Origin of the sequence: Microbacterium oleivorans NBRC 103075 (assembly GCF_001552475.1) — a bacterium.
GTDB lineage: Bacteria > Actinomycetota > Actinomycetes > Actinomycetales > Microbacteriaceae > Microbacterium > Microbacterium oleivorans.
Genome location: NZ_BCRG01000003.1, coordinates 22,563 through 43,363, shown reverse-complemented (window position 1 = coordinate 43,363; position 20,801 = coordinate 22,563). Strand labels below are relative to the sequence as shown.

The 20,801-nt window shown below is 69.4% G+C and carries 21 protein-coding genes; 8 read left to right on the top strand and 13 right to left on the bottom strand.

What is annotated here, in order from left to right:
• Position 1: 1 nt before the first annotated feature.
• A complete protein-coding gene (locus MO1_RS04600; protein WP_060915323.1) occupies positions 2 to 1,708 on the top strand; it encodes a helicase-associated domain-containing protein in 1,707 nt (568 codons plus the stop codon).
• Between the two features lie 45 nt (positions 1,709 to 1,753).
• The gene (locus MO1_RS04595; protein WP_060915322.1) at positions 1,754 to 3,397 is read left to right on the top strand and encodes a DNA repair helicase XPB; all 1,644 of its coding nucleotides are present in this window, start codon (positions 1,754 to 1,756) and stop codon (positions 3,395 to 3,397) included.
• A 9-nt stretch (positions 3,398 to 3,406) separates the two neighbouring features.
• On the opposite strand, the gene MO1_RS14945 is transcribed toward MO1_RS04595, so the two are convergent.
• Entirely contained in the window at positions 3,407 to 4,756 is a 1,350-nt protein-coding gene (locus tag MO1_RS14945) for a CPBP family intramembrane glutamic endopeptidase (protein WP_303621046.1), read from the bottom strand.
• A gap of 96 nt (positions 4,757 to 4,852) precedes the next feature.
• Here MO1_RS14945 and MO1_RS04585 point away from each other — a divergent pair, with 96 nt between their 5' ends.
• The 3 genes from MO1_RS04585 (at position 4,853) to MO1_RS04575 (ending at position 7,677) form a co-directional block, all read left to right on the top strand.
• Positions 4,853 to 5,545: a response regulator transcription factor gene (locus MO1_RS04585; protein ID WP_036311868.1), complete on the top strand. Its 693-nt coding sequence runs from the start codon at positions 4,853 to 4,855 to the stop codon at positions 5,543 to 5,545.
• A gap of 88 nt (positions 5,546 to 5,633) precedes the next feature.
• Positions 5,634 to 7,274, top strand: a complete 1,641-nt coding sequence (locus MO1_RS04580; RefSeq protein WP_036311866.1) for a sensor histidine kinase — start codon at positions 5,634 to 5,636, stop codon at positions 7,272 to 7,274.
• Positions 7,275 to 7,389: 115 nt separating this feature from the next.
• Positions 7,390 to 7,677, top strand: coding sequence for a WXG100 family type VII secretion target (locus MO1_RS04575; protein WP_036311864.1), 288 nt, complete (start codon positions 7,390 to 7,392; stop codon positions 7,675 to 7,677).
• Between the two features lie 78 nt (positions 7,678 to 7,755).
• Here MO1_RS04575 and groL read toward each other — a convergent pair whose 3' ends face one another.
• From groL to MO1_RS04550, 5 genes are all read right to left on the bottom strand, one after another.
• Positions 7,756 to 9,375 (bottom strand): chaperonin GroEL, encoded by a 1,620-nt coding sequence (gene groL / locus MO1_RS04570; RefSeq protein WP_036311861.1) that lies wholly within the window; start codon positions 9,373 to 9,375, stop codon positions 7,756 to 7,758.
• 138 nt (positions 9,376 to 9,513) lie between these two features.
• Positions 9,514 to 10,566 (bottom strand): DUF3048 domain-containing protein, encoded by a 1,053-nt coding sequence (locus MO1_RS04565; RefSeq protein WP_152540146.1) that lies wholly within the window; start codon positions 10,564 to 10,566, stop codon positions 9,514 to 9,516.
• A 58-nt stretch (positions 10,567 to 10,624) separates the two neighbouring features.
• Positions 10,625 to 10,828, bottom strand: coding sequence for a cold-shock protein (locus MO1_RS04560; protein ID WP_036311856.1), 204 nt, complete (start codon positions 10,826 to 10,828; stop codon positions 10,625 to 10,627).
• Positions 10,829 to 10,970: 142 nt separating this feature from the next.
• Positions 10,971 to 11,603, bottom strand: a complete 633-nt coding sequence (locus tag MO1_RS04555) for a LytR C-terminal domain-containing protein (RefSeq protein ID WP_036311853.1) — start codon at positions 11,601 to 11,603, stop codon at positions 10,971 to 10,973.
• A gap of 9 nt (positions 11,604 to 11,612) precedes the next feature.
• Positions 11,613 to 11,873 (bottom strand): DUF3263 domain-containing protein, encoded by a 261-nt coding sequence (locus tag MO1_RS04550; RefSeq protein WP_036311851.1) that lies wholly within the window; start codon positions 11,871 to 11,873, stop codon positions 11,613 to 11,615.
• A gap of 87 nt (positions 11,874 to 11,960) precedes the next feature.
• On the opposite strand from MO1_RS04550, the gene msrB reads away from it, so the two are divergent.
• On the top strand, positions 11,961 to 12,371 hold the full coding sequence (gene msrB, locus MO1_RS04545) for a peptide-methionine (R)-S-oxide reductase MsrB (RefSeq protein ID WP_036311848.1): 411 nt from the start codon (positions 11,961 to 11,963) through the stop codon (positions 12,369 to 12,371).
• A 108-nt stretch (positions 12,372 to 12,479) separates the two neighbouring features.
• On the opposite strand, the gene MO1_RS04540 is transcribed toward msrB, so the two are convergent.
• Together MO1_RS04540 and MO1_RS04535 are read right to left on the bottom strand one after the other, a co-directional pair.
• Positions 12,480 to 13,508, bottom strand: a complete 1,029-nt coding sequence (locus MO1_RS04540; protein ID WP_036311846.1) for an ATP-dependent 6-phosphofructokinase — start codon at positions 13,506 to 13,508, stop codon at positions 12,480 to 12,482.
• Positions 13,509 to 13,601: 93 nt separating this feature from the next.
• On the bottom strand, positions 13,602 to 15,758 hold the full coding sequence (locus tag MO1_RS04535; protein ID WP_036311844.1) for a DEAD/DEAH box helicase: 2,157 nt from the start codon (positions 15,756 to 15,758) through the stop codon (positions 13,602 to 13,604).
• A 227-nt stretch (positions 15,759 to 15,985) separates the two neighbouring features.
• Between MO1_RS04535 and deoC the strand changes: the two genes are divergently transcribed.
• Positions 15,986 to 16,696 carry a deoxyribose-phosphate aldolase gene (deoC, locus tag MO1_RS04530; RefSeq protein ID WP_036311841.1) on the top strand — a complete coding sequence of 237 codons (711 nt, stop codon included), beginning with the start codon at positions 15,986 to 15,988 and terminating at the stop codon, positions 16,694 to 16,696.
• Positions 16,697 to 16,699: 3 nt separating this feature from the next.
• Here deoC and MO1_RS04525 read toward each other — a convergent pair whose 3' ends face one another.
• Genes MO1_RS04525 through truB form a run of 4 tightly spaced genes read right to left on the bottom strand, consistent with a single transcriptional unit; the run spans position 16,700 to position 19,439 of the window.
• Positions 16,700 to 17,659 (bottom strand): bifunctional riboflavin kinase/FAD synthetase, encoded by a 960-nt coding sequence (locus MO1_RS04525; RefSeq protein WP_060915321.1) that lies wholly within the window; start codon positions 17,657 to 17,659, stop codon positions 16,700 to 16,702.
• Positions 17,656 to 18,120 carry a hypothetical protein gene (locus MO1_RS04520; protein WP_060915320.1) on the bottom strand — a complete coding sequence of 155 codons (465 nt, stop codon included), beginning with the start codon at positions 18,118 to 18,120 and terminating at the stop codon, positions 17,656 to 17,658. Before MO1_RS04520 ends, MO1_RS04525 begins: the two co-directional genes overlap by 4 nt.
• 57 nt (positions 18,121 to 18,177) lie before the next feature.
• Positions 18,178 to 18,546 carry a hypothetical protein gene (locus tag MO1_RS04515; RefSeq protein WP_036311832.1) on the bottom strand — a complete coding sequence of 123 codons (369 nt, stop codon included), beginning with the start codon at positions 18,544 to 18,546 and terminating at the stop codon, positions 18,178 to 18,180.
• Complete coding sequence (gene truB, locus MO1_RS04510; RefSeq protein ID WP_060915319.1) at positions 18,543 to 19,439, bottom strand: tRNA pseudouridine(55) synthase TruB; 897 nt, start codon at positions 19,437 to 19,439, stop codon at positions 18,543 to 18,545. Before truB ends, MO1_RS04515 begins: the two co-directional genes overlap by 4 nt.
• Before the next feature lie 23 nt (positions 19,440 to 19,462).
• On the opposite strand from truB, the gene MO1_RS04505 reads away from it, so the two are divergent.
• The gene (locus MO1_RS04505) at positions 19,463 to 20,329 is read left to right on the top strand and encodes an iron-sulfur binding domain-containing protein (RefSeq protein ID WP_060915318.1); all 867 of its coding nucleotides are present in this window, start codon (positions 19,463 to 19,465) and stop codon (positions 20,327 to 20,329) included.
• Between the two features lie 6 nt (positions 20,330 to 20,335).
• Here MO1_RS04505 and rbfA read toward each other — a convergent pair whose 3' ends face one another.
• A complete protein-coding gene (rbfA, locus tag MO1_RS04500; protein ID WP_036311824.1) occupies positions 20,336 to 20,767 on the bottom strand; it encodes a 30S ribosome-binding factor RbfA in 432 nt (143 codons plus the stop codon).
• Positions 20,768 to 20,801 lie beyond the last annotated feature (34 nt).

The following is a 20,801-nucleotide window of genomic DNA, read 5'->3' as shown; positions in this document are numbered from 1 at the left end:
CGTGACAGCTTCCGATGCTCGTGCCCTTGCGACCCGCCTCGCCACGCTCGATCCGGATGCCCTCGCCGCACTCTTCGATGCTCGGCACATCGCGCCGAACACGTCCTGGACGGATTTCTTCGACGCCGCCGACTCCCTGCTCGACCCGGCGCAGCTGACCCGCGCCTTCGGCGACGTCTCCGACCTCGAGGCGGCAGCCCTCCGGGAGGCCGTCGACCGTTCCTCCCCCGTCGCACAGCCTTTCCGCGCGGGCCTCGTAGCCCGCGCGCTCGCCGACGAGACCGGCCGGCCCTATGACGCCGTCGCAGCCGCCCTCGGCTCCGCCGCACCCGTCGGTGCGCCGGCCGTCTTCGAGGGCGAACCGGAGTCGGATGCCGCGAGTGCCGAGCGCGCGTTCGACGCCGTCGCCTCCCTCGCCGACATCCTCCATGCCGCCACGCGCACACCGCTGGGACGCATCGGATCCGGCGCCTTGAGCGCGGGCGACCGGAGACGCCTCGTCGAAGCGGGAGCCGCCGCGACGCCCGACGACGCAGACACCCTGGTCGCCATCGCCGCCGAGACCGGCCTCCTCGCCGGCTCCGACCGCAACTGGACGATCACGCAGGCCGGCTCGACATGGCTCGGCACCCGCACCGTCGAGCGGTGGACGGAGGTCGCCCATCGCCTCCGCGACCGGCTCCCCCACTCTCTCCGCTCTCCCGACGGCGGCTGGCGGAAGCCGGCGGACTGGCCTGGAGCCCACCCGTTCGACCCGGCGTGGCCCGAGCGGGTGCGGCGCCTCGCCGCAATGCTCACGCAGTGGGCGATGTTCACCCCCGACGGCACCCCGCCCGCATGGGCGACGGAGCTGGCCGACGGCAAGGATGCCGACGCTGACGCGCTTCGCTCGCTCCTGCCGCACGAGGTCGACAAGGTCTACCTGCAGAACGACTTGACGGCCATCGCTCCCGGGCCGCTGGAACCGCAGCTCGACCTCCGCCTCCGCACGACGGCACGCCGGGAATCGCGGGCGCAGGCAGCGACCTACCGCTTCACCGCCGACACGATCGGGGCGGCGTTCGCGGGCGGGGAGACCGCAGCATCCCTGACAGCGTTCCTCACCGAGCTCTCGCTGACGGGCGTGCCGCAGCCCCTCGCGTACGAGATCGAACGCGCCGCGACGCGCCACGGAACGCTCCGGGTGGGGCTCGACCGGCACGGTGACACCCGCGTCTCGGGCGACCGCGACCTCCTCGAGGCGATCAACGTCGATCAGGCCCTCCGCCCCCTCGGGCTCGTTCCCGACGGCGAAGACCTCGTCACGCGCACGAGCGCCGACACGACCTTCTGGATGCTCTCCGATGCCCGCTACCCGGTGCTGGCGGTGGATGCCGACGGCGCCCCCCGCGCCCTCGGTCGGCACGAGGTCGCCGAGACCGCCGCGCCGGAACCCTCGGCATCCGATCGGTACCGCCCTCTGATCGAGACGCTGAAAGCGAGCCTGTCGGAGGATGCGGATGCCGCCTGGCTCGAGCGCGAGCTCGAGCAGGCGGTACGCACCCGCGCGACGATCGGCATCACGGTACGGATGCCGGACGGCTCCACGCGTGATGTGACGCTCGAAGCCGCAGGTCTCGGCGGTGGTCGCCTGCGCGGTCGCGATCGCGCGGCCGATGTCGAGCGGACCCTGCCGTTGTCGAGCATCGTGAGCGTCCGGCCGGTCTGAGCCGACCGACCGCGATGACCGGCGTGGCCGGTAGACTTTCCCGCTATGGCTAACGGCCCCCTCATCGTCCAGAGCGACCGCACCGTGCTGCTCGAAGTGGCGCACCCCGACGCGGAGAACGCGCGTCACGAGCTGGCGATCTTCGCCGAACTCGAGCGCGCCCCCGAACACATCCACACCTACCGCGTCACGCGCCTGGGACTGTGGAATGCGCGGGCCGCCGGCCACGATGCGGAGGACATGCTCGCGACCCTGGAGCGCTGGGCCAAGTTCCCCGTTCCGCCGTCGGTGTCGATCGACATCCGCGAGACCGTCGGACGCTACGGCCGTCTGATCATCGAGCGCGACGACGAGGGCACCCTCATCCTTCGCTCGACCGACAAGCCCGTGCTCTCCGAGATCGCGCGGAACCGCCGCATCCAGCCGCTTCTCATCGCCCACCCGACTCCCGACACCTATGTCATCGATGCCTGGGCCCGCGGACAGATCAAGCAGGAGCTCCTGAAGATCGGCTGGCCCGCCGAAGACCACGCCGGCTTCACCCCCGGAACGCCGCACGAGATCGAGCTGCACGAGGACGGCTGGTCGCTCCGCCCCTACCAGCGGAAGGCCGTCGACATCTTCAGCGAGGGCGGATCAGGCGTCGTCGTGCTCCCCTGCGGCGCCGGCAAGACGCTCGTCGGAGCTGCGGCGATGGCCGACACGAAGACCACGACGCTCATCCTCGTGACCAACACCGTCAGCGCCCGCCAGTGGCGCGACGAGCTGCTCAAGCGCACCTCGCTCACACCTGAGGAGATCGGCGAGTACTCGGGCCAGGTCAAGGAGGTCAAGCCGGTCACGATCGCGACCTACCAGATCCTCACGGCGAAGCGGAAGGGCGAGTACGCCCACCTCGCGCTGCTCGACGCCCTCGACTGGGGCCTCATCGTGTACGACGAGGTACACCTGCTCCCCGCGCCGGTGTTCAAGCTCACCGCCGATCTGCAGGCGCGCCGGCGCCTCGGCCTCACCGCGACGCTCGTCCGCGAGGACGGCCGGGAGGGCGACGTCTTCAGCCTCATCGGGCCCAAGCGCTTCGACGCCCCGTGGAAGGAGATCGAGGCCCAGGGCTTCATCTCCCCCGCTGTCTGCTACGAGGTCCGTATCGACCTCCCGGCATCCGATCGGCTCGAGTACGCGGCCTCCGCCGACGACGAGCGCTACCGCCTGGCGGCGACGGCTCACGCGAAGATCGACGTCGTGCGCGATCTGGTCGCCAAGCACGAGGGCGAGCAGATCCTGGTGATCGGTCAGTACCTCGATCAGATCGATGTGCTCGCCGAGGCGTTGGGTGCACCGAAGATCACCGGCTCGACGCCGGTCGATGAGCGCGAGGTGCTGTTCGACGACTTCCGGCACGCGCGCATTCCCGTGCTCGTCGTGTCGAAGGTAGCCAACTTCTCCATCGACCTGCCCGACGCATCCGTCGCAATCCAGGTGTCGGGCTCATTCGGGTCCCGCCAGGAAGAGGCGCAGCGACTCGGACGCCTCCTGCGTCCCAAGTCGAACGGGCACAAGGCAAGCTTCTACACGCTGATCGCGCGCGACACCGTCGACCAGGACTTCGCTCAGAACCGTCAGCGGTTCCTCGCGGAGCAGGGCTACAGCTACACAATCCTCGACGCGGACAACGTCCGCGCCGCCTGAGCGATCACGTCAGTCAGAGGACGACGAGCCCGACGATCCGTCGGAGCCACCAGCGTCCGATCCTGACCACCCGGAGCCGCTTTCGAACGGAGCCGTCGGGTCGGGGCTGGGCGTCGAGTCCGGCGTGGGAGCGTACTCGCCCCACCGCGGCGCCTGGTGCGGTTCGAGCGGCGGACCGTCGTAGGGCGCCGGCGCCGGCGCCGGTGTCGGATCGACAGCCGGCGGCTGGCCATAGACCGGCGGCTGGCCGTACATAGGCGCCTGACCGTAGACGGGCGGCTGCCCGTAGACGGGCGGCTGCCCGTACACCGGCGGCTGCCCGTAGACCGGTGGCTGCCCGTAGACCGGCGGCTGGCCGTACACCGGCGGGGCGTAGACAGGCTCCGGCGGGGGTGTGAGGCGCAGCGTGCGCCGGCCGTCGCCACGACGCCAGAGCCATTCGACGACGCCGACGAAAGCGCCGATCATGACGACGGACGACACCAGGCTGACGATGCTCGTGTCGGTCGCCGCAGCGTCGCTGAGGCCGAAGACAGAGAAGCCGAACGCGGCGAGGTTGTTCACGATGTGCAGGGCGATGGCCGCCTCGAGCCCACCGGTGCGCCAGGTCAGCCACCCTGCGGCGATGGCGAACACGCCGACGCTCGCCTGCCCCACCCAGTCATACATGTGCCCCAGGACGAACAGCGGCACGGGCAGCAGGATCGCCCATGCGGGGTGCTTCAGCCAGCGCCCCACGGTCTGCATGAGGTATCCGCGGAAGACGAACTCCTCCGCCGCCGCCTGGAACGGCACGAGCAGGAGGACGACGAGAAGGGATGCCACGAACGCGGGGTTCTCCGCGGGTGAGACCAGGTTGCCCTCCGATCCTTCATCCGCCGGCAGGAGGAACGACAGGGCGGAGATGACGACGTAGACGACGACTGCCGCGCCGGCGCAGAGCAGCAGCCACTTCCAGCGGAGCCGACCCGCCACCGAGGAGATGTGTCCGACGCGGCGACCGTTCACGAGGAACGATGACAGGAGGTAGATGGGCCACATCACCGCGAGCGACAGCAGGATGACGGCCAGCCCGACGGGGTCGGTCACGTCGATGGTCAACAGCCGGTCCGTCAGCGTGAAGATGTCGGCGGAGGGATCCCACGCCAGGACACCCAGCGCGAAGACGAGACCGATGACAGTACTCACGATGAGGTAGAGAACGACCCCGATCGCCCCCGTGGCGAGCGGCGTCCACCAGCCGCGACGCTGGCGCGCGAACAGCAGCCGGTGGAAGGCGGCGCCCGGCCCGGTGACATCGGCGGGCAACGTCGACGCGGGTCGGTACGGAACGGGGACGGGCTGCGGGACAGTCACCATTCCATCCTGTCTCACCGTGGCCAGGGATCGTACCCCGGAGCAACCCGGAACCGGAATGTCCAGCAAACCGATTGATTCCGGTGCCAGTATGGGCTCATGACCGCTGCACGAATCCTCGTCGTGGACGACGAGCCGAACATCCGGGACCTGCTCGTCACCAGCCTCCGGTTCGCCGGATACCAGGTCCGTGCCGTCGCGAACGGCGCCCAGACCATCTCGGCTGTCCTCGAAGAGGAACCCGATCTGATCATCCTCGACGTCATGCTCCCCGACATGAACGGGTTCAGCGTCACGAAGCGTCTCCGAGGGGCGGGCTATACCGCCCCCATCCTCTTCCTGACGGCGAAGGATGCCACCGAGGACAAGATCGAGGGCCTGAACTCCGGCGGCGACGACTACGTCACGAAGCCGTTCAGCCTCGACGAGATCGTCGCCCGCATCCAGGCCATCCTCCGCCGGACCATGCAGGCCGACGAGGACTCGATCATCAAGGCCGGCGAGATCACGATGGACCAGGACACCCACGACGTCCAGGTCGGCGATGTCTCGATCGACCTCTCCCCCACCGAGTTCAAGCTGCTCCGCTACCTGATGCTCAACCCGAACCGGGTGCTCAGCAAGGCGCAGATCCTCGACCACGTGTGGGAGTACGACTTCAACGGCGACGCCGGCATCGTCGAGAGTTACATCTCGTACCTCCGCCGCAAGATCGATCCGCACTCCTCCGAGCCGCTCATCCAGACCAAGCGGGGCTTCGGATACATGCTGAAGGCCGACCGCACCGCCTGAACGGAGGCGCCCCCTGGGCCCGACGGCATCGCAGGACCGCGTCACCCACTGGTGGCGTGGCCTCAGCCTGCGCACCAAAGTCACCGGGGTGACCGTCAGCATCCTCGCCTTCGGCATGATCGCCGCAGGCGTCGGGACCATGATCTTCCTCCGCAACGCCCAGCTCGGCGCCGTCGACCAGTCGCTGACGCAGACCGTCACGACCGACATCGCCAGCAACCTCATGAACGTGACGCTCGACGACGGCGAGGCGACGTTCACACCGATCGCAGCCGCTCCGACCGACTTCTCCGTCGCCGTCTACAGCGGCAAGGGCGAGGGAGAGCGCCTCGCGGTCGCCGGCGGCGACGCATCGCTCTCCCCGCCGGCGTTCCCCGAGACGTTCGCCCTCGACCAGACCGTGCTCGACGGCACCACCCCCTTCGACCTCACATCGGCCGACGGCACCGTGCGGTACCGGGCGAGTGTCGACACCCTGCCGATCGCAGGTTCGCGCGAGTACTACACGCAGCTCGTCGCACTTCCCCTGAACGACGTGAACCGCACTGTCGCCAACTACATCGGCATCTACACGGCACTGGCGCTCTTCACCATCGTGTGCAGCGCGATTCTGACCCGCGGCCTCGTGACCCTCGCCTTCCGCGGCCTCGGGCAGGTGGAGTCGACCGCGATGACGATCGCGAAGGGCGATTTCAGTCAGCGCATGAGCGACATCGCGCCGGGCACCGAGGTCGGGCGACTGAAGACGGCGATCAACGTGATGCTGGAACGCATCGACGAAGCCCTCGGCGAGCGCGACTCAACCGTCGAACGGATGCGGCGTTTCATCGGTGACGCGAGCCACGAACTCCGCACGCCCCTCGTCACCGTGCGCGGCTACGCCGAGCTGTACCGCATGGGCGCCATCGGCGACCCCGAACAGACCGCGCAGGCCATGGAGCGCATCGAGAAGGAGGCGATCCGGATGGGCGCCCTCGTCGAAGACCTCCTCGCCCTCGCCCGTCTCGACGAGCAGCGCGATGTCGCCGTCGTTCCGATCGATCTGCGCCCCATCGCGAGGGATGCCGCTCTCGACGCGCGCGCCGCGTCCCCCGACCGTGAAGTCACGTTCACCGGCCACACCCCCACCTCCACGGTCCCGATCGCGGTATTCGCCGCGCAGGATCCCTCCCCCAAGAAGCGGAGCGGTGGGATCGCGGGCGCGGGGCGCCTTCTTCGACGCCGTCCTCGAACGGATGCCGCGTCCCCCACGCTCGAGACCGAGCCGGTGCTGATGCAGCCGCCGCTGAGTGTCACGCCGATCGTGCTCGGCGACGAGAATCGCATCCGCCAGGTCGTCGCGAACCTCCTCGGCAACGCCCGGCGCTACACGCCCCCGGGCTCACCGATCGAGCTGTTCGTGGGCGCTGACCTCGACTCGGCACGCGGCTGGATCTCCGTCGCCGATCACGGCGAGGGCGTGCCGGAGCAGATCCGGAGCAAGATCTTCCAACGCTTCTGGCGTGCCGATTCCTCGCGCACCCGCGAGACCGGCGGCTCGGGACTGGGGCTCTCGATCGTCGCCTCGATCGTCGCGACGCTTCAGGGCACGATCGACGTCACCGACACCCCCGGTGGCGGCGCGACGTTCACGGTCTCACTCCCCCTCGCGATCGACCGGGCGACAGCCGGCGAAGCAGTGGACCTGGCGACCCAGCCGCTCCCCCGCGCCGCCCGCACCGAGGACTGAGCCCGGTTCCTCCCCAGGATGCCGACGCACGGGATCATCCCCAGAGGCGTGGGGCCCGCTGCGGATGCCGTTCGGGGTTCCTAGCGTGGCGGCATCTCATTCGAAAGGAACCGTCATGACCGCCTTCACCGTCGACAGCGACGCCGTCCTCGCCGCCACTTCCACGATCCGGGCGACGGGCGACCGGGTGCAGTCCGAGACCGCCGCGATGCTCGGGCACCTCACGCAGCTGCAAGGGTCGTGGACCGGCAGCGCGTCGGTCGCCTTCCAGTCCGTCGTCGAGCGCTGGCGCGCCGCGCAGCGAGAGCTGGATGCCGCTCTCGCAGACATCAGCACGGCGCTCGGGACCGTCGGTCAGCAGTACGCGCAGACCGAGATGGCCGCCGCGGGTATGTTCCGCTGACGCAGCCGGGAACGGCGACCCGGGAACGACGAAGGGCCCCTCCCGGAGGAGGGGCCCTTCGTCGTACTCAGCGGTGGATCAGAAGTCCATGCCACCGGTCGGGTCGCCAGCCGGAGCCGACGCCTTCTCGGGCTTGTCGGCCACGACTGCCTCGGTGGTGAGGAACAGGCCGGCGATCGAGGCTGCGTTCTGCAGCGCCGAGCGCGTGACCTTGGCCGGGTCGATGATGCCCGCGGCGAACATGTCGACGTACTCGCCGGTCGCAGCGTTCAGGCCCTGGCCGGCGGGAAGCTCGGCGACCCGGTTCGACACGACGCCCGGCTCGAGGCCGGCGTTGAGAGCGATCTGCTTCAGGGGAGCCTGGATGGCCACCTTGACGATGTTCGCACCGGTCGCCTCGTCACCGACGAGCTCCAGCTTGGCGAAAGCCTTCTCGCCAGCCTGGATGAGCGCGACGCCACCACCGGGGACGATGCCCTCTTCGACTGCTGCCTTCGCGTTGCGAACGGCGTCCTCGATGCGGTGCTTGCGCTCCTTGAGCTCGACCTCGGTCGCCGCGCCGGCCTTGATGACGGCAACGCCACCGGCAAGCTTGGCGAGACGCTCCTGGAGCTTCTCGCGGTCGTAGTCGCTGTCGGTGTTCTCGATCTCGCGGCGGATCTGGGTCACGCGACCCTCGATCTGCGCAGCGTCGCCGGCACCCTCGATGATCGTGGTCTCATCCTTCGTGATGATGACCTTGCGAGCACGGCCGAGCAGGTCGAGGGTGGCGTTCTCGAGCTTGAGACCGACCTCCTCGGTGATGACCTGGCCGCCGGTGAGGATCGCGATGTCCTGGAGCTGAGCCTTGCGACGGTCGCCGAAGCCGGGAGCCTTGACGGCAGCAGACTTGAAGATGCCGCGGATCTTGTTCAGCACGAGGGTCGCAAGGGCTTCGCCCTCGACGTCCTCAGCGATGATGAGGAGCTCCTTGCCGTCCTGGATCACCTTGTCGACGACGGGCAGAAGGTCCTTGATGTTCGAGATCTTCTGGTTCGCGATCAGGATGTAGGGGTCTTCGAAGACCGCTTCCTGACGGTCGGCGTCGGTGACGAAGTACGGGTTGATGTACCCCTTGTCGAAGCGCATGCCCTCGGTGAGCTCGAGCTCGGTGCCGAAGGTGTTGGACTCCTCGACGGTGACGACGCCTTCCTTGCCCACCTTGTCGATGGCCTCGGCGATCAGGGCGCCGATCTCGGGGTCGGCAGCCGAGATGGATGCCGTCGCCGCGATCTGGTCCTTGGTCTCGATCTCCTTCGCGCCTGCGAGCAGCTCGTCGGAGAGAGCCTTGACGGCCTTCTCGATGCCCTTCTTCAGGGAGATGGGGTCGGCGCCGGCTGCGACGTTACGCAGACCCTCGCGGACGAGCGCCTGAGCCAGGACGGTGGCCGTCGTCGTGCCGTCACCGGCGACGTCGTCGGTCTTCTTGGCGACCTCCTTGACGAGCTCCGCGCCGATCTTCTCGAACGGGTCGTCGAGCTCGATCTCCTTGGCGATCGACACGCCGTCGTTCGTGATCGTGGGGGCGCCCCACTTCTTCTCGAGCACGACGTTGCGGCCACGGGGGCCGAGCGTCACCTTGACGGCGTCGGCCAGGATGTTGAGGCCGCGCTCGAGGCCGCGGCGGGCCTCTTCGTCGAAAGCGATGATCTTTGCCATAAGTGTGTCGTCCCTCCCGGACGTGAGGTTCAGTACCGTGCCCCCAGGGACTGGGAGCGGGATCGTTCTGGCACTCAGGATGAGTGAGTGCTAAATCATTCTGGCACTCGACCCTAGGGAGTGCAAGCCGATCGGAGGTCAGCGGATCGCGACGCCGCCCGCGGTGGGAACGAGCTCGACCCAGGTCTTCCCGATCCCCAGTGGAACCTCGCTGCCCGCGGCATCCTTCAGGACGATCGGCGCCGTCCGTGACTCCTTGGACCACACGACGGGCATGGCGTATCCCCCTGTGGACAGTGTGCCCTTGCCGGAGCCGACGAGGACGGTCTTCGGGACATCGCCGTAGCGCCCGTCGATCGAGACGCGCAGCACGAGGACGTTCGTCGCCGCGATGCGTGTACCGCCGGCAGCGGTGTCGGCCCGACCGTGCTGGGAGCGCACGTAGGTCGACGACTTCTGGTCCCACGTCCAGGAACGGGGTGACACCCTCGAGAACGTGAGATCGATCCCGGCCGACTTCGTTCCGGACAGCGGAGCCGCCCCCGTCTCCGTGTAACGGAACTGAGCCTTCGGCGCGGCGAGGTCGTCGTATGCCGCGACCAGCTGGGGCGCTTTCAGGATGACGTTGTGAGGTGCGCGACGCTCCCCGGTGCGGTACATGAACCGGTCGTCCGCGCCGCCGTGCACGGCGTTGTGCAGTCCGCTCTTCTGCATCATCGAGACGAACTGGGCACGACCGCCGGAGTAGGCGATGATGCCGCCCAGCGGGGAGACGATGTCGGGATCCATCGGGCGGATGCTCCGCACCGGTCCTACTTCCGCCGGCAGGTCGGAATGCCAGGTGGCGACGTAGCGGGTGAGCCCGCCCTCGACGAGCTCCTCGACGACGATGTCCGCCCGGTCGATCCCGTACTGCGGCCTCGCGTCGTAGTGGTTGTCGATCTTCACCGAGAGCGCGGGGCGCCGGGCATCCGCCACACTCATCTCCGTCCCCCGCAACGGCGCCGACACGGTCGTAGGCGGTGGCGGTGGCGGTGGCGTCGGGGTCGGGGTGGACTGCGGACGCTCCGAGGTCGCCACGGGCGAGGGCGTTCCGGAAGCCTCGGGCGAGGGCGTGCACGCGGAGAGCGGGCCGGCCAGCACCGCGAGGATCACCAGTGCGGACAGGCGCGGGGCAGCGAGACGGGTCACGCGTGCAGACTAGCGGAGCGCGCTGCGGGTGCTGCGTCGGGGCAGCCCACGTCGAGGATCAGGCGACGACGCGGACGGACTCGGCCTGCGGGCCCTTCTGCCCGCTGCCGACGGTGAACTCGACCGCCTGGCCCTCTTCGAGGACGCGGAAGCCCGACATGTCGATGTTGGAGTAGTGGACGAAGACGTCCTGTCCGTCACCGAGGGTGATGAAGCCGAAGCCCTTCTCGGCGTTGAACCACTTGACGGTTCCCTGGGTCATGCGAATCTCCTGAAGCTGTGGGACATCGAAATGCTAACCACGCCGTCAGGCTGCGACAGGCCGTTACGGGCTTTGTTGACACCCCGGAACCGAAGTGTTTACGACGGCGAAACACGCAGGGCGGCCACCGCCGCGACCCGCGTCATTCCGTGCCGAAATCGAGTCCCACGATGACCACGAGCTGGGGTCGGCTCGCGCCCCCCGCTGCGGTCGTCTCCGGCGGCGCGACCACCTGATAGGAGTCGTCGAGAGAGACCTCGGCTCCGCCGATCGCGTCAGCGAGCCCACGCGCGGCGGCCTCGTCAGCGCGGGCGCCGTAATAGACCGTCGTGGTCGGGAAGTCCGTCTCGCTCGCGTTGCTCGTCTCGACGTCGGCCTTCGCCCAGCCGGCTGCGACGACCTTGTCACGTACCTGAGCGGCGAGGCCCGACTCGCTCGTCGCGTTCAGGACGAGCACCTCGTAGGACGTGTCCACCTTCGGAGCCACCACCTGCGACGTGCCGCTCGGCTTCGACGCCTGGGCCAGATCGAGCCGTCCCGTCGCGAACAAGGTGCCGAAGACACCCGCGGCGACGATGGCGACGGTCGCCACGGCGGACCACAGCACGATGACACCCACGCGCAGGCGGGGGGCCTCCGCGCGGTGCGCGCCGACACGCGACGTGCGTGCGGGGAGGTCGTCGAAGCGGTCCTTTATGGCGGGCCGCGCGGTCGAGGCGGAGAGTTCCGTCGGGGCGGGCTGCTCTTGCTCGGGCGGGGAGGTCGGAGACGGCACTCGAGAATGCTACCGGGCCGAGGCCGGGAGGACCCTGGCGCGGCTGCGACGCTCGCGCTCCTGCGCGGCATGGAGGCGCCGCAGGCGGTGGACGAGGACCGGGTCGTGGGCGACGGCATCCGCGGATTCGAGGATGCGACCCAAGAGCTGGTAGTAGCGTGCGGGCGTCAGCGCGAGCTCGGCCCGGAGCGCTTCCTCCTTCGCTCCCGAGTGCCCGTGCCAGTGCGCCTCGAAGTCGAGCACGGCGCGATCACGGTCGGAAAGGGGCACTCCCCCACCGTACGACCGACATCGGGCGACACCGCGGAACATCCGCGCGGTTCGTCCGGTTGAATAGGACGAGGGAAGGAAGAACACATGAGCTATCGCGTGGAGAAGACCGACGAGCAGTGGCGTGAAGAACTGACGGACGAGCAGTTTGCCGTCCTGCGCCAAGCCGGGACGGAGCGCGCCTGGACCGGCGAGCTCCTCGACGAGGACCGCGCCGGACTGTACGCCTGCGCCGCGTGCGGATCGGAGCTGTTCCAGAGCGGAACCAAGTTCGACTCGCACTGCGGATGGCCGAGCTTCTACGAGTCCGTACGTCCCGAGGCGGTCGAACTCATCGAGGACAACAGCCACGGCATGGTGCGCACAGAGGTGCGCTGCGCGAACTGCGGTTCGCACCTGGGGCACGTGTTCCCCGACGGGTTCGGCACGCCGACCGGCGACCGGTACTGCATGAACTCGCTGTCACTGTCGTTCCAGCCCAAGGCCGACGAGGCCTGATTCGAGGAGGTCGCGACCGCCTGGGCGGGCCGTAGATCACACCGAAACACCCCGGGGTGGAGCCTTGGCTCCCCCGGGGTGTTGTGTGCGACCTGTGATCGGCGCGGGTCAACCGAACAGCGCCGCGGCTTCTTCGTAGCGGTGCGGCGGCACGGTGTGAAGCGAGCCCAGCGCCTCGGCGAAGGGGACGCGGACGATCTCGGTGCCCTGCATGGCGACCATCTGCCCCCATGCGCCGTCGACGATCGCGTCGGCGGCGTGGAGGCCCAGTCGCGTCGCGAGGACACGATCGAAGCCCGAAGGCGAGCCGCCGCGCTGAATGTGACCGAGGACGGTCGAGCGGGTCTCGATGCCCGTGATGCGCTCGATCTCGGGCGCGAGGATCTCGCTGATGCCGCCGAGTCGGGGACGGTTGAACGCGTCGAGTCCCTTGTCGCTGAACGCTTCGTCCATGCCGGTGAGCGTGAAGCCCTCGGACACGACGACGAGGGGAGCGCGACCGCGGTCATGCGCCTTGGTGACCTGCTCGGCGATGTCGTCGATCGACATCGGGTTCTCGGGGATGCAGATGACGTGCGCACCCGCGGCGATCCCGGAGTGCAGAGCGATCCATCCGACGTGGCGGCCCATGACCTCGGCGACCATGCAGCGCTGGTGCGAATCGCCGGTCGTGCGCAGGCGGTCCATCGCCTCCGTGGCGATGTTGACGGCCGTGTCGAACCCGAACGAGTAGTCGGTCGCGTGCAGGTCGTTGTCGATCGTCTTCGGCACACCCAGGACGTTGATGCCGTCCTTGTGGAGACGGTCGGCGGCCGCAAGGGTGCCCTCGCCGCCGATCGCGACGATGCCGTCGAGGCGGTGGCCGTACATGGTCTTCGAGATGTTCTCAGCCCCGCCGCGCGGGCCCTCGTAGGGGTTCGTGCGGCTCGTGCCGAGGATCGTGCCGCCGACCTTCGACAACCCCTTCACCTCGTGGCGGGTGAGGGGGAAGAAATCACCGTCGACGACGCCGCGCCAGCCGTCACGAATCCCGACGAACTCGATGTCGTAGGTCGTCGTGCCCTTCAGCACGATGCCTCGGATGACGGCGTTCAGGCCGGGGCAGTCGCCGCCGCTCGTGAGGATACCGATCTTCATGAGACGTCCTTTGGTGATTCGGGTTGATGCTGGGGGCGACGCTGCCTCCACGACACTAGCGTCGCGGAGGCAGCGCCTGCCAGCGGAGCGCGTTCAGGCGGCTCCGAGGGACTGCCGGAGCAGGTGCATCAGCGCCGACAGCTGCACGGAGTCGCTGGACGTCGGGTCGACCGCGTCACCGTCGAGGGCTCGCTGGGCGAGGCCCTGCTTGCTGTCGATCAGCTCGGCGATCTTCGTGTCGATCGTGTGCGCCGCGATGATCCGCCACGCGGTGACGGGCTCGCCCTGACCGATCCGGTGCACGCGGTCGATCGCCTGGGTCTGCTCGGCTGCTGTCCAGCTGAGCTCGGCGAGCACGACGTTAGACGCGGCCTGCAGGTTGAGGCCGACACCGGCGGCCGTCAACGAACACACGGCGATCGCAACATCCGGCTGGCCGTTGAAGTCGTCGATGGCCTGCTGGCGGACCGGCGTCGTCTGGTCGCCTCGAATCGAGACGGTGCGCAGCCCCGCCGATGCGAAGTGCGCCTCGGCGGCATCCATCACGTCGATGTGCTTGGCGAAGAAGACCACCTTGCCGACCGAGCGCTGCAGCTGCACCGCGTAGTCGGCGGCGAGATGCGCCTTCGCCTGGCCGATGCGGCGCACCATCGTGAAGACGTTCTCGGAGCCGCTGCCCGCTGCCTTCGCCTCTTCGAGCTCGCCATGGGCGACGAGGCGCACGATGTCCTCGTCGACGTCGCCGCGGACGACACGGTCGCCGCGCGCTTCGAGGATGCGGCGGTACTTTGCAGCCAGGCGGTCACCGAGCTCGCGCTCGGCGGCGCGGATCGAGCGACCGAACTCGTCGTCGAGCTCGACGGGGAGGTCAGCGACGAGCTTGTCGGGGAGGTCGGCGGCGACGTCCTTCTTCTTCCGGCGGACGATGCCCATCGAGATCACGGCGGAGCGGGCCTCGGGATAGAACGCCTTGTCAGCCGGCGTGAGGCCGGTCTCGTCGAGGCGGGCCATGAGGTCGGGACCGGGCTTCTCGCCGTTGGTCCAGCCGAGGAAACGCCAGATGGCGTCGAAGTCCTCGACATCGTTGATGAGCGGGGTACCCGTGAGCGCCAGCAGGAGCGGGTCCCGCACCTGCTCGCGAATGCGTCCGGCGAGGGCCAGGACGTTCCGGGAGCGCTGCGAGGTCAGGTTCTTGATGAAGTGGGCCTCGTCGACGACCATGCCCTTGAGGCCGATCGAGCCGAGCCACGACAGGTGACGGTCGAGGATCTCGTAGTTGACGATGAAGATGTCCGCGAAGGCGTCCATCGTCTCGCCGTCGCCCTGGATGACCGTCGCGCGACGCTGCGGGGTCCACCGCTGCACTTCGCGCGCCCAGTTCATCTTGACGACGTTCGGGACGACGACCAGCAGCGGGTACGCGTTGGCGACGGATGCCGCCAGCACCGACTGCGCGGTCTTGCCGAGGCCCGGCTCGTCGGCGAGGAGGAAGCTGCGGTGTCCGGTGCGGACGGCTTCGAGGAACCGCGACTGGTGCGGCATGACATCGAGGCCCTTGGGCGACAGCCGATCGAACTCGGGCAGAGGCGGCAGGTCCATGGAGGCGGCACCGCCACCGGCACCGATCTCGAACGCCTTGTAGAGGGGCCCCATGAGCTCCCAGCCGTCGAGACGACGACGCGGCGTCGGACCGGCGGCGCGGAGCGCGCTGTCGGGGGCGAGGAAGGGATTGGACTCCTTGCGCGCCTCGATCTGCGGAGGCACCACCTGACGGTCCACGACACCCTCGGGAACGACCGGAGCCTGCGCCGGCTTCGCGTCCGTGATGATCAGCTCGTCTTCGGGGAGATCGGCACCCGATTCGATCAGCCAGTCGCGCCGCATCCGACGGGCGACGGGCGACGTCGCCTGGTCGACCTCGAGCAGCTGGATCAGCGAAGTGTCGCGCGCTGCCGTCTTGGCGAGGATCGTCGCGACACCGTCGAGCCGCTTGAGCAGCTCGGCGCGGGCGCCGTCGGCGATGTCGGTCGCGGCCTTGACACGGGCGCGTTCCTCGCGGACGAGGAAGGCGATCACCTGGAACTTGACGCGGTTGGTCGGCCCCAGCTTTCCGCGCTGCGCCTTCGCCTCGACCTCGCGGACCTTGCGGGCGAGGATCGGGATGAGGGGGGCTTCGTCGTCTCGACGCGACGATGATCCCCGGCGACGCCGAGCGGCGGTCTTGGGGGCGGTGGCTGCCGTGGTCGGCATGCTCCTCCTGAGCGTGACACCGGCGGATGCCGGCGATCGCCGTCAGTGACGACGTCTTACGGGACCGCGACGGACGAGTCGCGGCGAGGTGTGTTCCTCGGATCCTCCGGCTGCGGGTACTCGCTTCTGCGAGCTGCGGCGACGGAGGAATCCTTCAGGCGCCAGTCTAGCGCGTCCGGGACGCGGGACACGTCGCCGCACCGGAGCGGACGCGTACGCTGGTGAGCATGCCCACCGAACGTGAACTCGCCGCCACCATCGACCACGCGATCCTGAAGCCCGAGCTCACTCGTGCCGATGTCGATGCAGAGCTCGACATCGCGGCCGAGTGGGGCGTCTTCAGCGTCTGCGTGCGCCCGAGCGACATCCCCCACGCCGTCGAGCGGCTGGCCGGCACCGGCGTGGCCGTCGGCACGGTCATCGGCTTCCCCCACGGCACGACCTCCACCGCGGCGAAGGTCGCCGAGACCCGCCAGGCGATCGCCGACGGCGCCGCCGAGGTCGACATGGTCGTCAACATCGCCGCTCTCCGCTCCGGCTTCGACGACGTGGTCGTCGCCGACATCCGCGCGGTCGTCGACGCTGCGGACGGACACGTGACGAAAGTGATCCTCGAGACCGCCCTCCTCGACGACGAGCAGATCGAGCGAGGCAGCCGCCTCACCGAAGCGGGTGGCGCGCACTTCGTCAAGACCTCCACGGGCTTCGCCGGCGGCGGCGCGACGGTCCCCCACGTCGAGCTGATGCGTCGCACCGTCGGTGCCGACGTGCAGGTGAAGGCGTCCGGCGGAGTCCGCAGCTACGCCGACGCCCTCGCCATGATCGATGCCGGCGCGACGCGCCTCGGCACGAGCGGCAGCGCCGTCATCCTCGGTGAAGCACGTCGAGTGGATGCCGGAGCAGGCGCGACCGGCGCCGTGGACGACACCTCGTACTGAGGCTCAGGACTGCAGCGCAGACCGAACGGCGGTGACGTCGGCATCCATCTGCGCGATCAGCGCCTCGACGCCGTCGAAGCGCACCATGCCTCGGACGCGTGCGGTGAACTGCACCTGCACGATGTGTCCGTACAGGTCGAGGCCCGTCTCGTCGAGGACGTAGGCCTCGACCTGGCGGACGGGAACGTCGTCGAACGTGGGGTTCGTGCCGACGGAGATCGCGGCGGCGTACCGGGTCGCGGGGGCGTAGCCACCGGCATCCGTCCCCTCGTCGACGAGCCAGCCGGCGTACACGCCGTCGGCGGGGATGAAGCCCTCGGCCTCCGTGGCGAGGTTCGCCGTCGGGTAGCCGAGCTCGCGGCCGCGCTTCAGACCGTGGACGACCTCGGCGCGGACGGCGTGGGGTCGTCCCAGGAGGCGTGCAGCGTCCTCGACCTGGCCCGCGGCGAGCAGTTCGCGCACCCACGTCGAGGAGACCCGGCGGCCGCCGCCCTGGACGTCACCGACGACGTCGACGGTGAAGCCGTGCTCCTGCCCGAAGGCGACGAGGAACTCGGGGGTCCCCACTCCGCCGCGACCGAAGCGGAAATCGGCGCCCACCATGACGCGGACGGCGCCCAGCGCGTCGACCAGGATGTGCTCGGCGAAGGTCTCGGGCGCGAGCGCCGCGAGGGCCTCATCGAAGCGGAGGACGAGGACGGCGTCGACCCCGGCGTCGCGGAGGAGCGCGATCTTCTGGTCGACGCTGACGAGCGCCTCGGGGCAGCGCTCGGGACGCAGCAGGCTGAGCGGGTTACGGTCGAAGGTGACCGCGACGACGCGAGCCCCGGCATCCGTCGCCGTGACCCGGGCACGGTCGACGACGGCGCGGTGACCGGAGTGCACACCGTCGAACTTGCCGATCGCGACGACACTCGGGCCGAAGCCCTCGGGGATCTCCATCGGGTCGCGGAAGACGATCATGCCGCCACCTCCGTCGGACGGATGTGGCGATGCGCGACGAGCCACCAGATACCCAAGAAGGGCAGCACGAGCGGGATCAGCACGTACCCGATGCCGTAGCCCGACCAGACCGTCGGATGGTTGAACAGCTCGGGGTGCGTGAGCGACAGTGTCCCGACGACCAGAACCCCGACGAGCTCGAAGACGATGGCCGCCCAGGCGACGCGGTACCACCGCTCCGACGCGCTGAAGATCAGGGCGAGGGTCGCGAGGATGTAGACGAGCGCTGAGAGCGCCGAGAGCGAGTACGCGAGCGGCGCATCGTCGAAGTCCCGGACGATCTGGACGAAGGAGCGTCCCGTCGCTCCGAGCGCCATGATCGCGTACACGACGACCAGGACCCGCCCGATGCCGGTCATCCGACGAGGGGACGAGGAGGATGCGGCCGACGAAGCGGTCGAGGGCGGCGCGGTCTCAGGCATGGCACCTCAATCCTACGACCGGCGCGGGGTGCCCTCGCCGTCCCGCCCGTGTCGCGCTCAGGCGACCTGGACGGTCCAGATGACGTTCATGCGCCACACCATGATCGCGATCGCGAACGCGGCGAATCCCATGACCACCGTGCTCCAACGGCTGCGCTCGATGAGCGCCCAGATGACGGCCGCGGGCGGGATCAGCACCGCCGATACGAGGTACACCCAGAACTCGAGGAGGTCGCCCGTAGGCGGATTGCCCGCGAGCGGAGCGATGATCGCGATCACCACCTGCACGACCAGGAGCACGAGGATGAGCGCCTGCGTGCCGACGGACAGATCGCTCGGGCGTCGTCCGACGAGTCCCAGCACGGTGCAAAGCAGACCCGCGGCGCACGCGACGACGATCTGCGCGACAGTGAACCAGGCGATCACGGCTGCTGCTCCTCGGGCATGTTCATGAGGCTCTTCACGTCGTCGCCGCGCCGGCCGACGATTCCGACGAGCACACCGTCGGGCGCGATCGCGGCCGGAGTCTCCCCCTGCAGTCGTTCGGCGGCACCGAGCAGTCGCTTGCCGTGACGGAGATCGCGCGCTTCGTCGGCGGTGACCGGGAAGGCGCCGAGCAGGGATGCCGCGACACCCGCGGCATCCTGCAGCGGCGCATCGGGGGTCAACTCGGTGACAGCGTCGGAGACGTCGAACGGTCCGACGCACGTGCGCCGGAGCGCCGTGAGGTGGCCGCCGACGCCGAGGTCGGCTCCGAGGTCACGGGCGAGGGCGCGGATGTAGGTGCCGCTCGAGCAGTCCACGACGACGTCCACGTCGATGACACCGTCGCGACGATGGATGCCGCGAACCTCGAACCGGCTGACGACGACGTCGCGCGCCTTGAGCTCCACCTCGACGCCCGCGCGTGCGAGGTCGTACGCGCGGCGTCCACCGACCTTGATCGCCGACACGGTGCTCGGAACCTGGGCCATCGGCCCGGTCAGCGAGCGGATGCCACCCTGGATCGCCTCGTCGGTGACGTGGGCGGCATCCGTCCGGGAGGTGTCAACTCCGTCGGCGTCATCGGAGTCCGTCGTGACCCCCAGGCGGATCGTGGCCTCGTACGTCTTGTCGAGGCCCACGACGTAAGTGAGGAGCCTTGTGGAGTGCCCGATGCCCAACACGAGGAGTCCGGTCGCCATCGGGTCGAGCGTGCCGGCGTGGCCGATCTTGCGCGTGTTCAACGCGCGGCGGGCCCGCGCCACGATGTCGTGGCTGGTGACGCCCCCCGGCTTGTCGACGAGGAGGATCCCGCCGCTCCCCTGGCTGTGCTGCATGGGTTCCAGCCTAGGCTGGAGCGGTGCCCGACCTCGCCCCGCCGCTGATCGCGTGGTACCGCGAGAATGCCCGGGACCTGCCGTGGCGACGCGACGGTTTCGGCGCCTGGGGCACGCTCGTGAGCGAGTTCATGCTGCAGCAGACTCCAGTGGCCCGCGTCATCCCGCGCCTCGAGGAGTGGCTCACGCGCTGGCCCACCCCTGCCGACCTCGCCGCCGCTCCCCCGGCGGACGCGGTGCGCCTGTGGGCGAACCTCGGCTACCCGCGTCGGGCGCTCTGGCTCCACCGCGCGGCGACGGAGATCCGCGATCGTCACGACGGGGTCGTGCCCCGCGACGTCGACGCGCTTCTCGCCCTCACGGGCATCGGTGACTACACGGCTCGCGCGGTCGCGGTGTTCGCCTACGGCGACCGGCATCCCGTCGTCGACACGAACACCCGACGCGTGCTCGCGCGCGCGGTCGACGGACGCTCCCAGCCCGGCTCACCCGCCAAGGCCGATCTCGCCGCGATGACGGCGATCCTGCCCGAGGCCGTCGACGATGCCGCCCTCGTCAACGCGGCCGCGATGGAGCTCGGCGCCGTCGTCTGCACGGCGCGCTCCCCTCGCTGCGAGGTCTGCCCCCTCGCCGACGCCTGCGCGTGGCGAGCGGCGGGTTATCCCGACACCGGCGACGAGCGCCGCAAGCAGGCGCGCTACGAGGGCAGCGACCGGCAGGCCCGCGGCGCCGTGTTGAAGGTGCTGCGGGATGCCGACGACCACGTCGCGCGCGCAGCGGACGTGATCGCCGAATGGCCCGACCCGCGTCAGCGGGACCGGGCCATCGACTCACTCATCGCCGACGGCCTGGTCGAGGCCACCGGCGGGATGCTGCATCTGCCGCGCTGACGCGGGTCAGTCTTCGTCTTCTTCGCGCGCCTTCACGTACGGGTCGGCTTCGCCGGCGTAGGTGCCGGATGCCGCGATGCCCGCGACCTCGGCGTCGCGCTCGCGCGCTGCGCGCAGAAGCTCCTCGATGTGTCCCGCGTTCTCGGGGAGGGCGTCGAGGATGAACTCGAGGCTCGGAGTGAGCCGTGTGCCGAGCTGACGCCCGACCTCGCTGCGGAGCAGTCCGGTCGCCGCCTTCAGTGCCGCGGCGGAGTCCGTCCGCGCTTCGTCATCGCCGTAGACGGTGTAGAAGACGGATGCGTGCTGCAGATCACCCGTCACGCGGACGTCGGTAATCGTGACGAATCCGAGCCGCGGGTCGCGCAGCCCCTTCTCGAGGCGCTCCGCGATGACGACGCGGATGCGGTCCGCCAGCCGTGCCTGCCGTTCTCCGGCCATGTCTTTCTCCTCTTGTTCTCCCCGCCCGCGGTCG

Coding starts and splice junctions, on each gene's coding strand:
- MO1_RS04520 (WP_060915320.1), bottom strand. CDS start 18,120: ATGCCTGAGACCGCGCCGCCCTCGACCGCTTCGTCGGCCGCATCCTCC.
- groL (WP_036311861.1), bottom strand. CDS start 9,375: ATGGCAAAGATCATCGCTTTCGACGAAGAGGCCCGCCGCGGCCTCGAG.
- MO1_RS04575 (WP_036311864.1), top strand. CDS start 7,390: ATGACCGCCTTCACCGTCGACAGCGACGCCGTCCTCGCCGCCACTTCC.
- deoC (WP_036311841.1), top strand. CDS start 15,986: ATGCCCACCGAACGTGAACTCGCCGCCACCATCGACCACGCGATCCTG.
- MO1_RS04535 (WP_036311844.1), bottom strand. CDS start 15,758: ATGCCGACCACGGCAGCCACCGCCCCCAAGACCGCCGCTCGGCGTCGC.
- rbfA (WP_036311824.1), bottom strand. CDS start 20,767: ATGGCCGGAGAACGGCAGGCACGGCTGGCGGACCGCATCCGCGTCGTC.
- MO1_RS04540 (WP_036311846.1), bottom strand. CDS start 13,508: ATGAAGATCGGTATCCTCACGAGCGGCGGCGACTGCCCCGGCCTGAAC.
- MO1_RS14945 (WP_303621046.1), bottom strand. CDS start 4,756: ATGGTGACTGTCCCGCAGCCCGTCCCCGTTCCGTACCGACCCGCGTCG.
- truB (WP_060915319.1), bottom strand. CDS start 19,439: ATGCAGCACAGCCAGGGGAGCGGCGGGATCCTCCTCGTCGACAAGCCG.
- msrB (WP_036311848.1), top strand. CDS start 11,961: ATGAGCTATCGCGTGGAGAAGACCGACGAGCAGTGGCGTGAAGAACTG.
- MO1_RS04585 (WP_036311868.1), top strand. CDS start 4,853: ATGACCGCTGCACGAATCCTCGTCGTGGACGACGAGCCGAACATCCGG.
- MO1_RS04525 (WP_060915321.1), bottom strand. CDS start 17,659: ATGATCGTCTTCCGCGACCCGATGGAGATCCCCGAGGGCTTCGGCCCG.
- MO1_RS04595 (WP_060915322.1), top strand. CDS start 1,754: ATGGCTAACGGCCCCCTCATCGTCCAGAGCGACCGCACCGTGCTGCTC.
- MO1_RS04560 (WP_036311856.1), bottom strand. CDS start 10,828: ATGACCCAGGGAACCGTCAAGTGGTTCAACGCCGAGAAGGGCTTCGGC.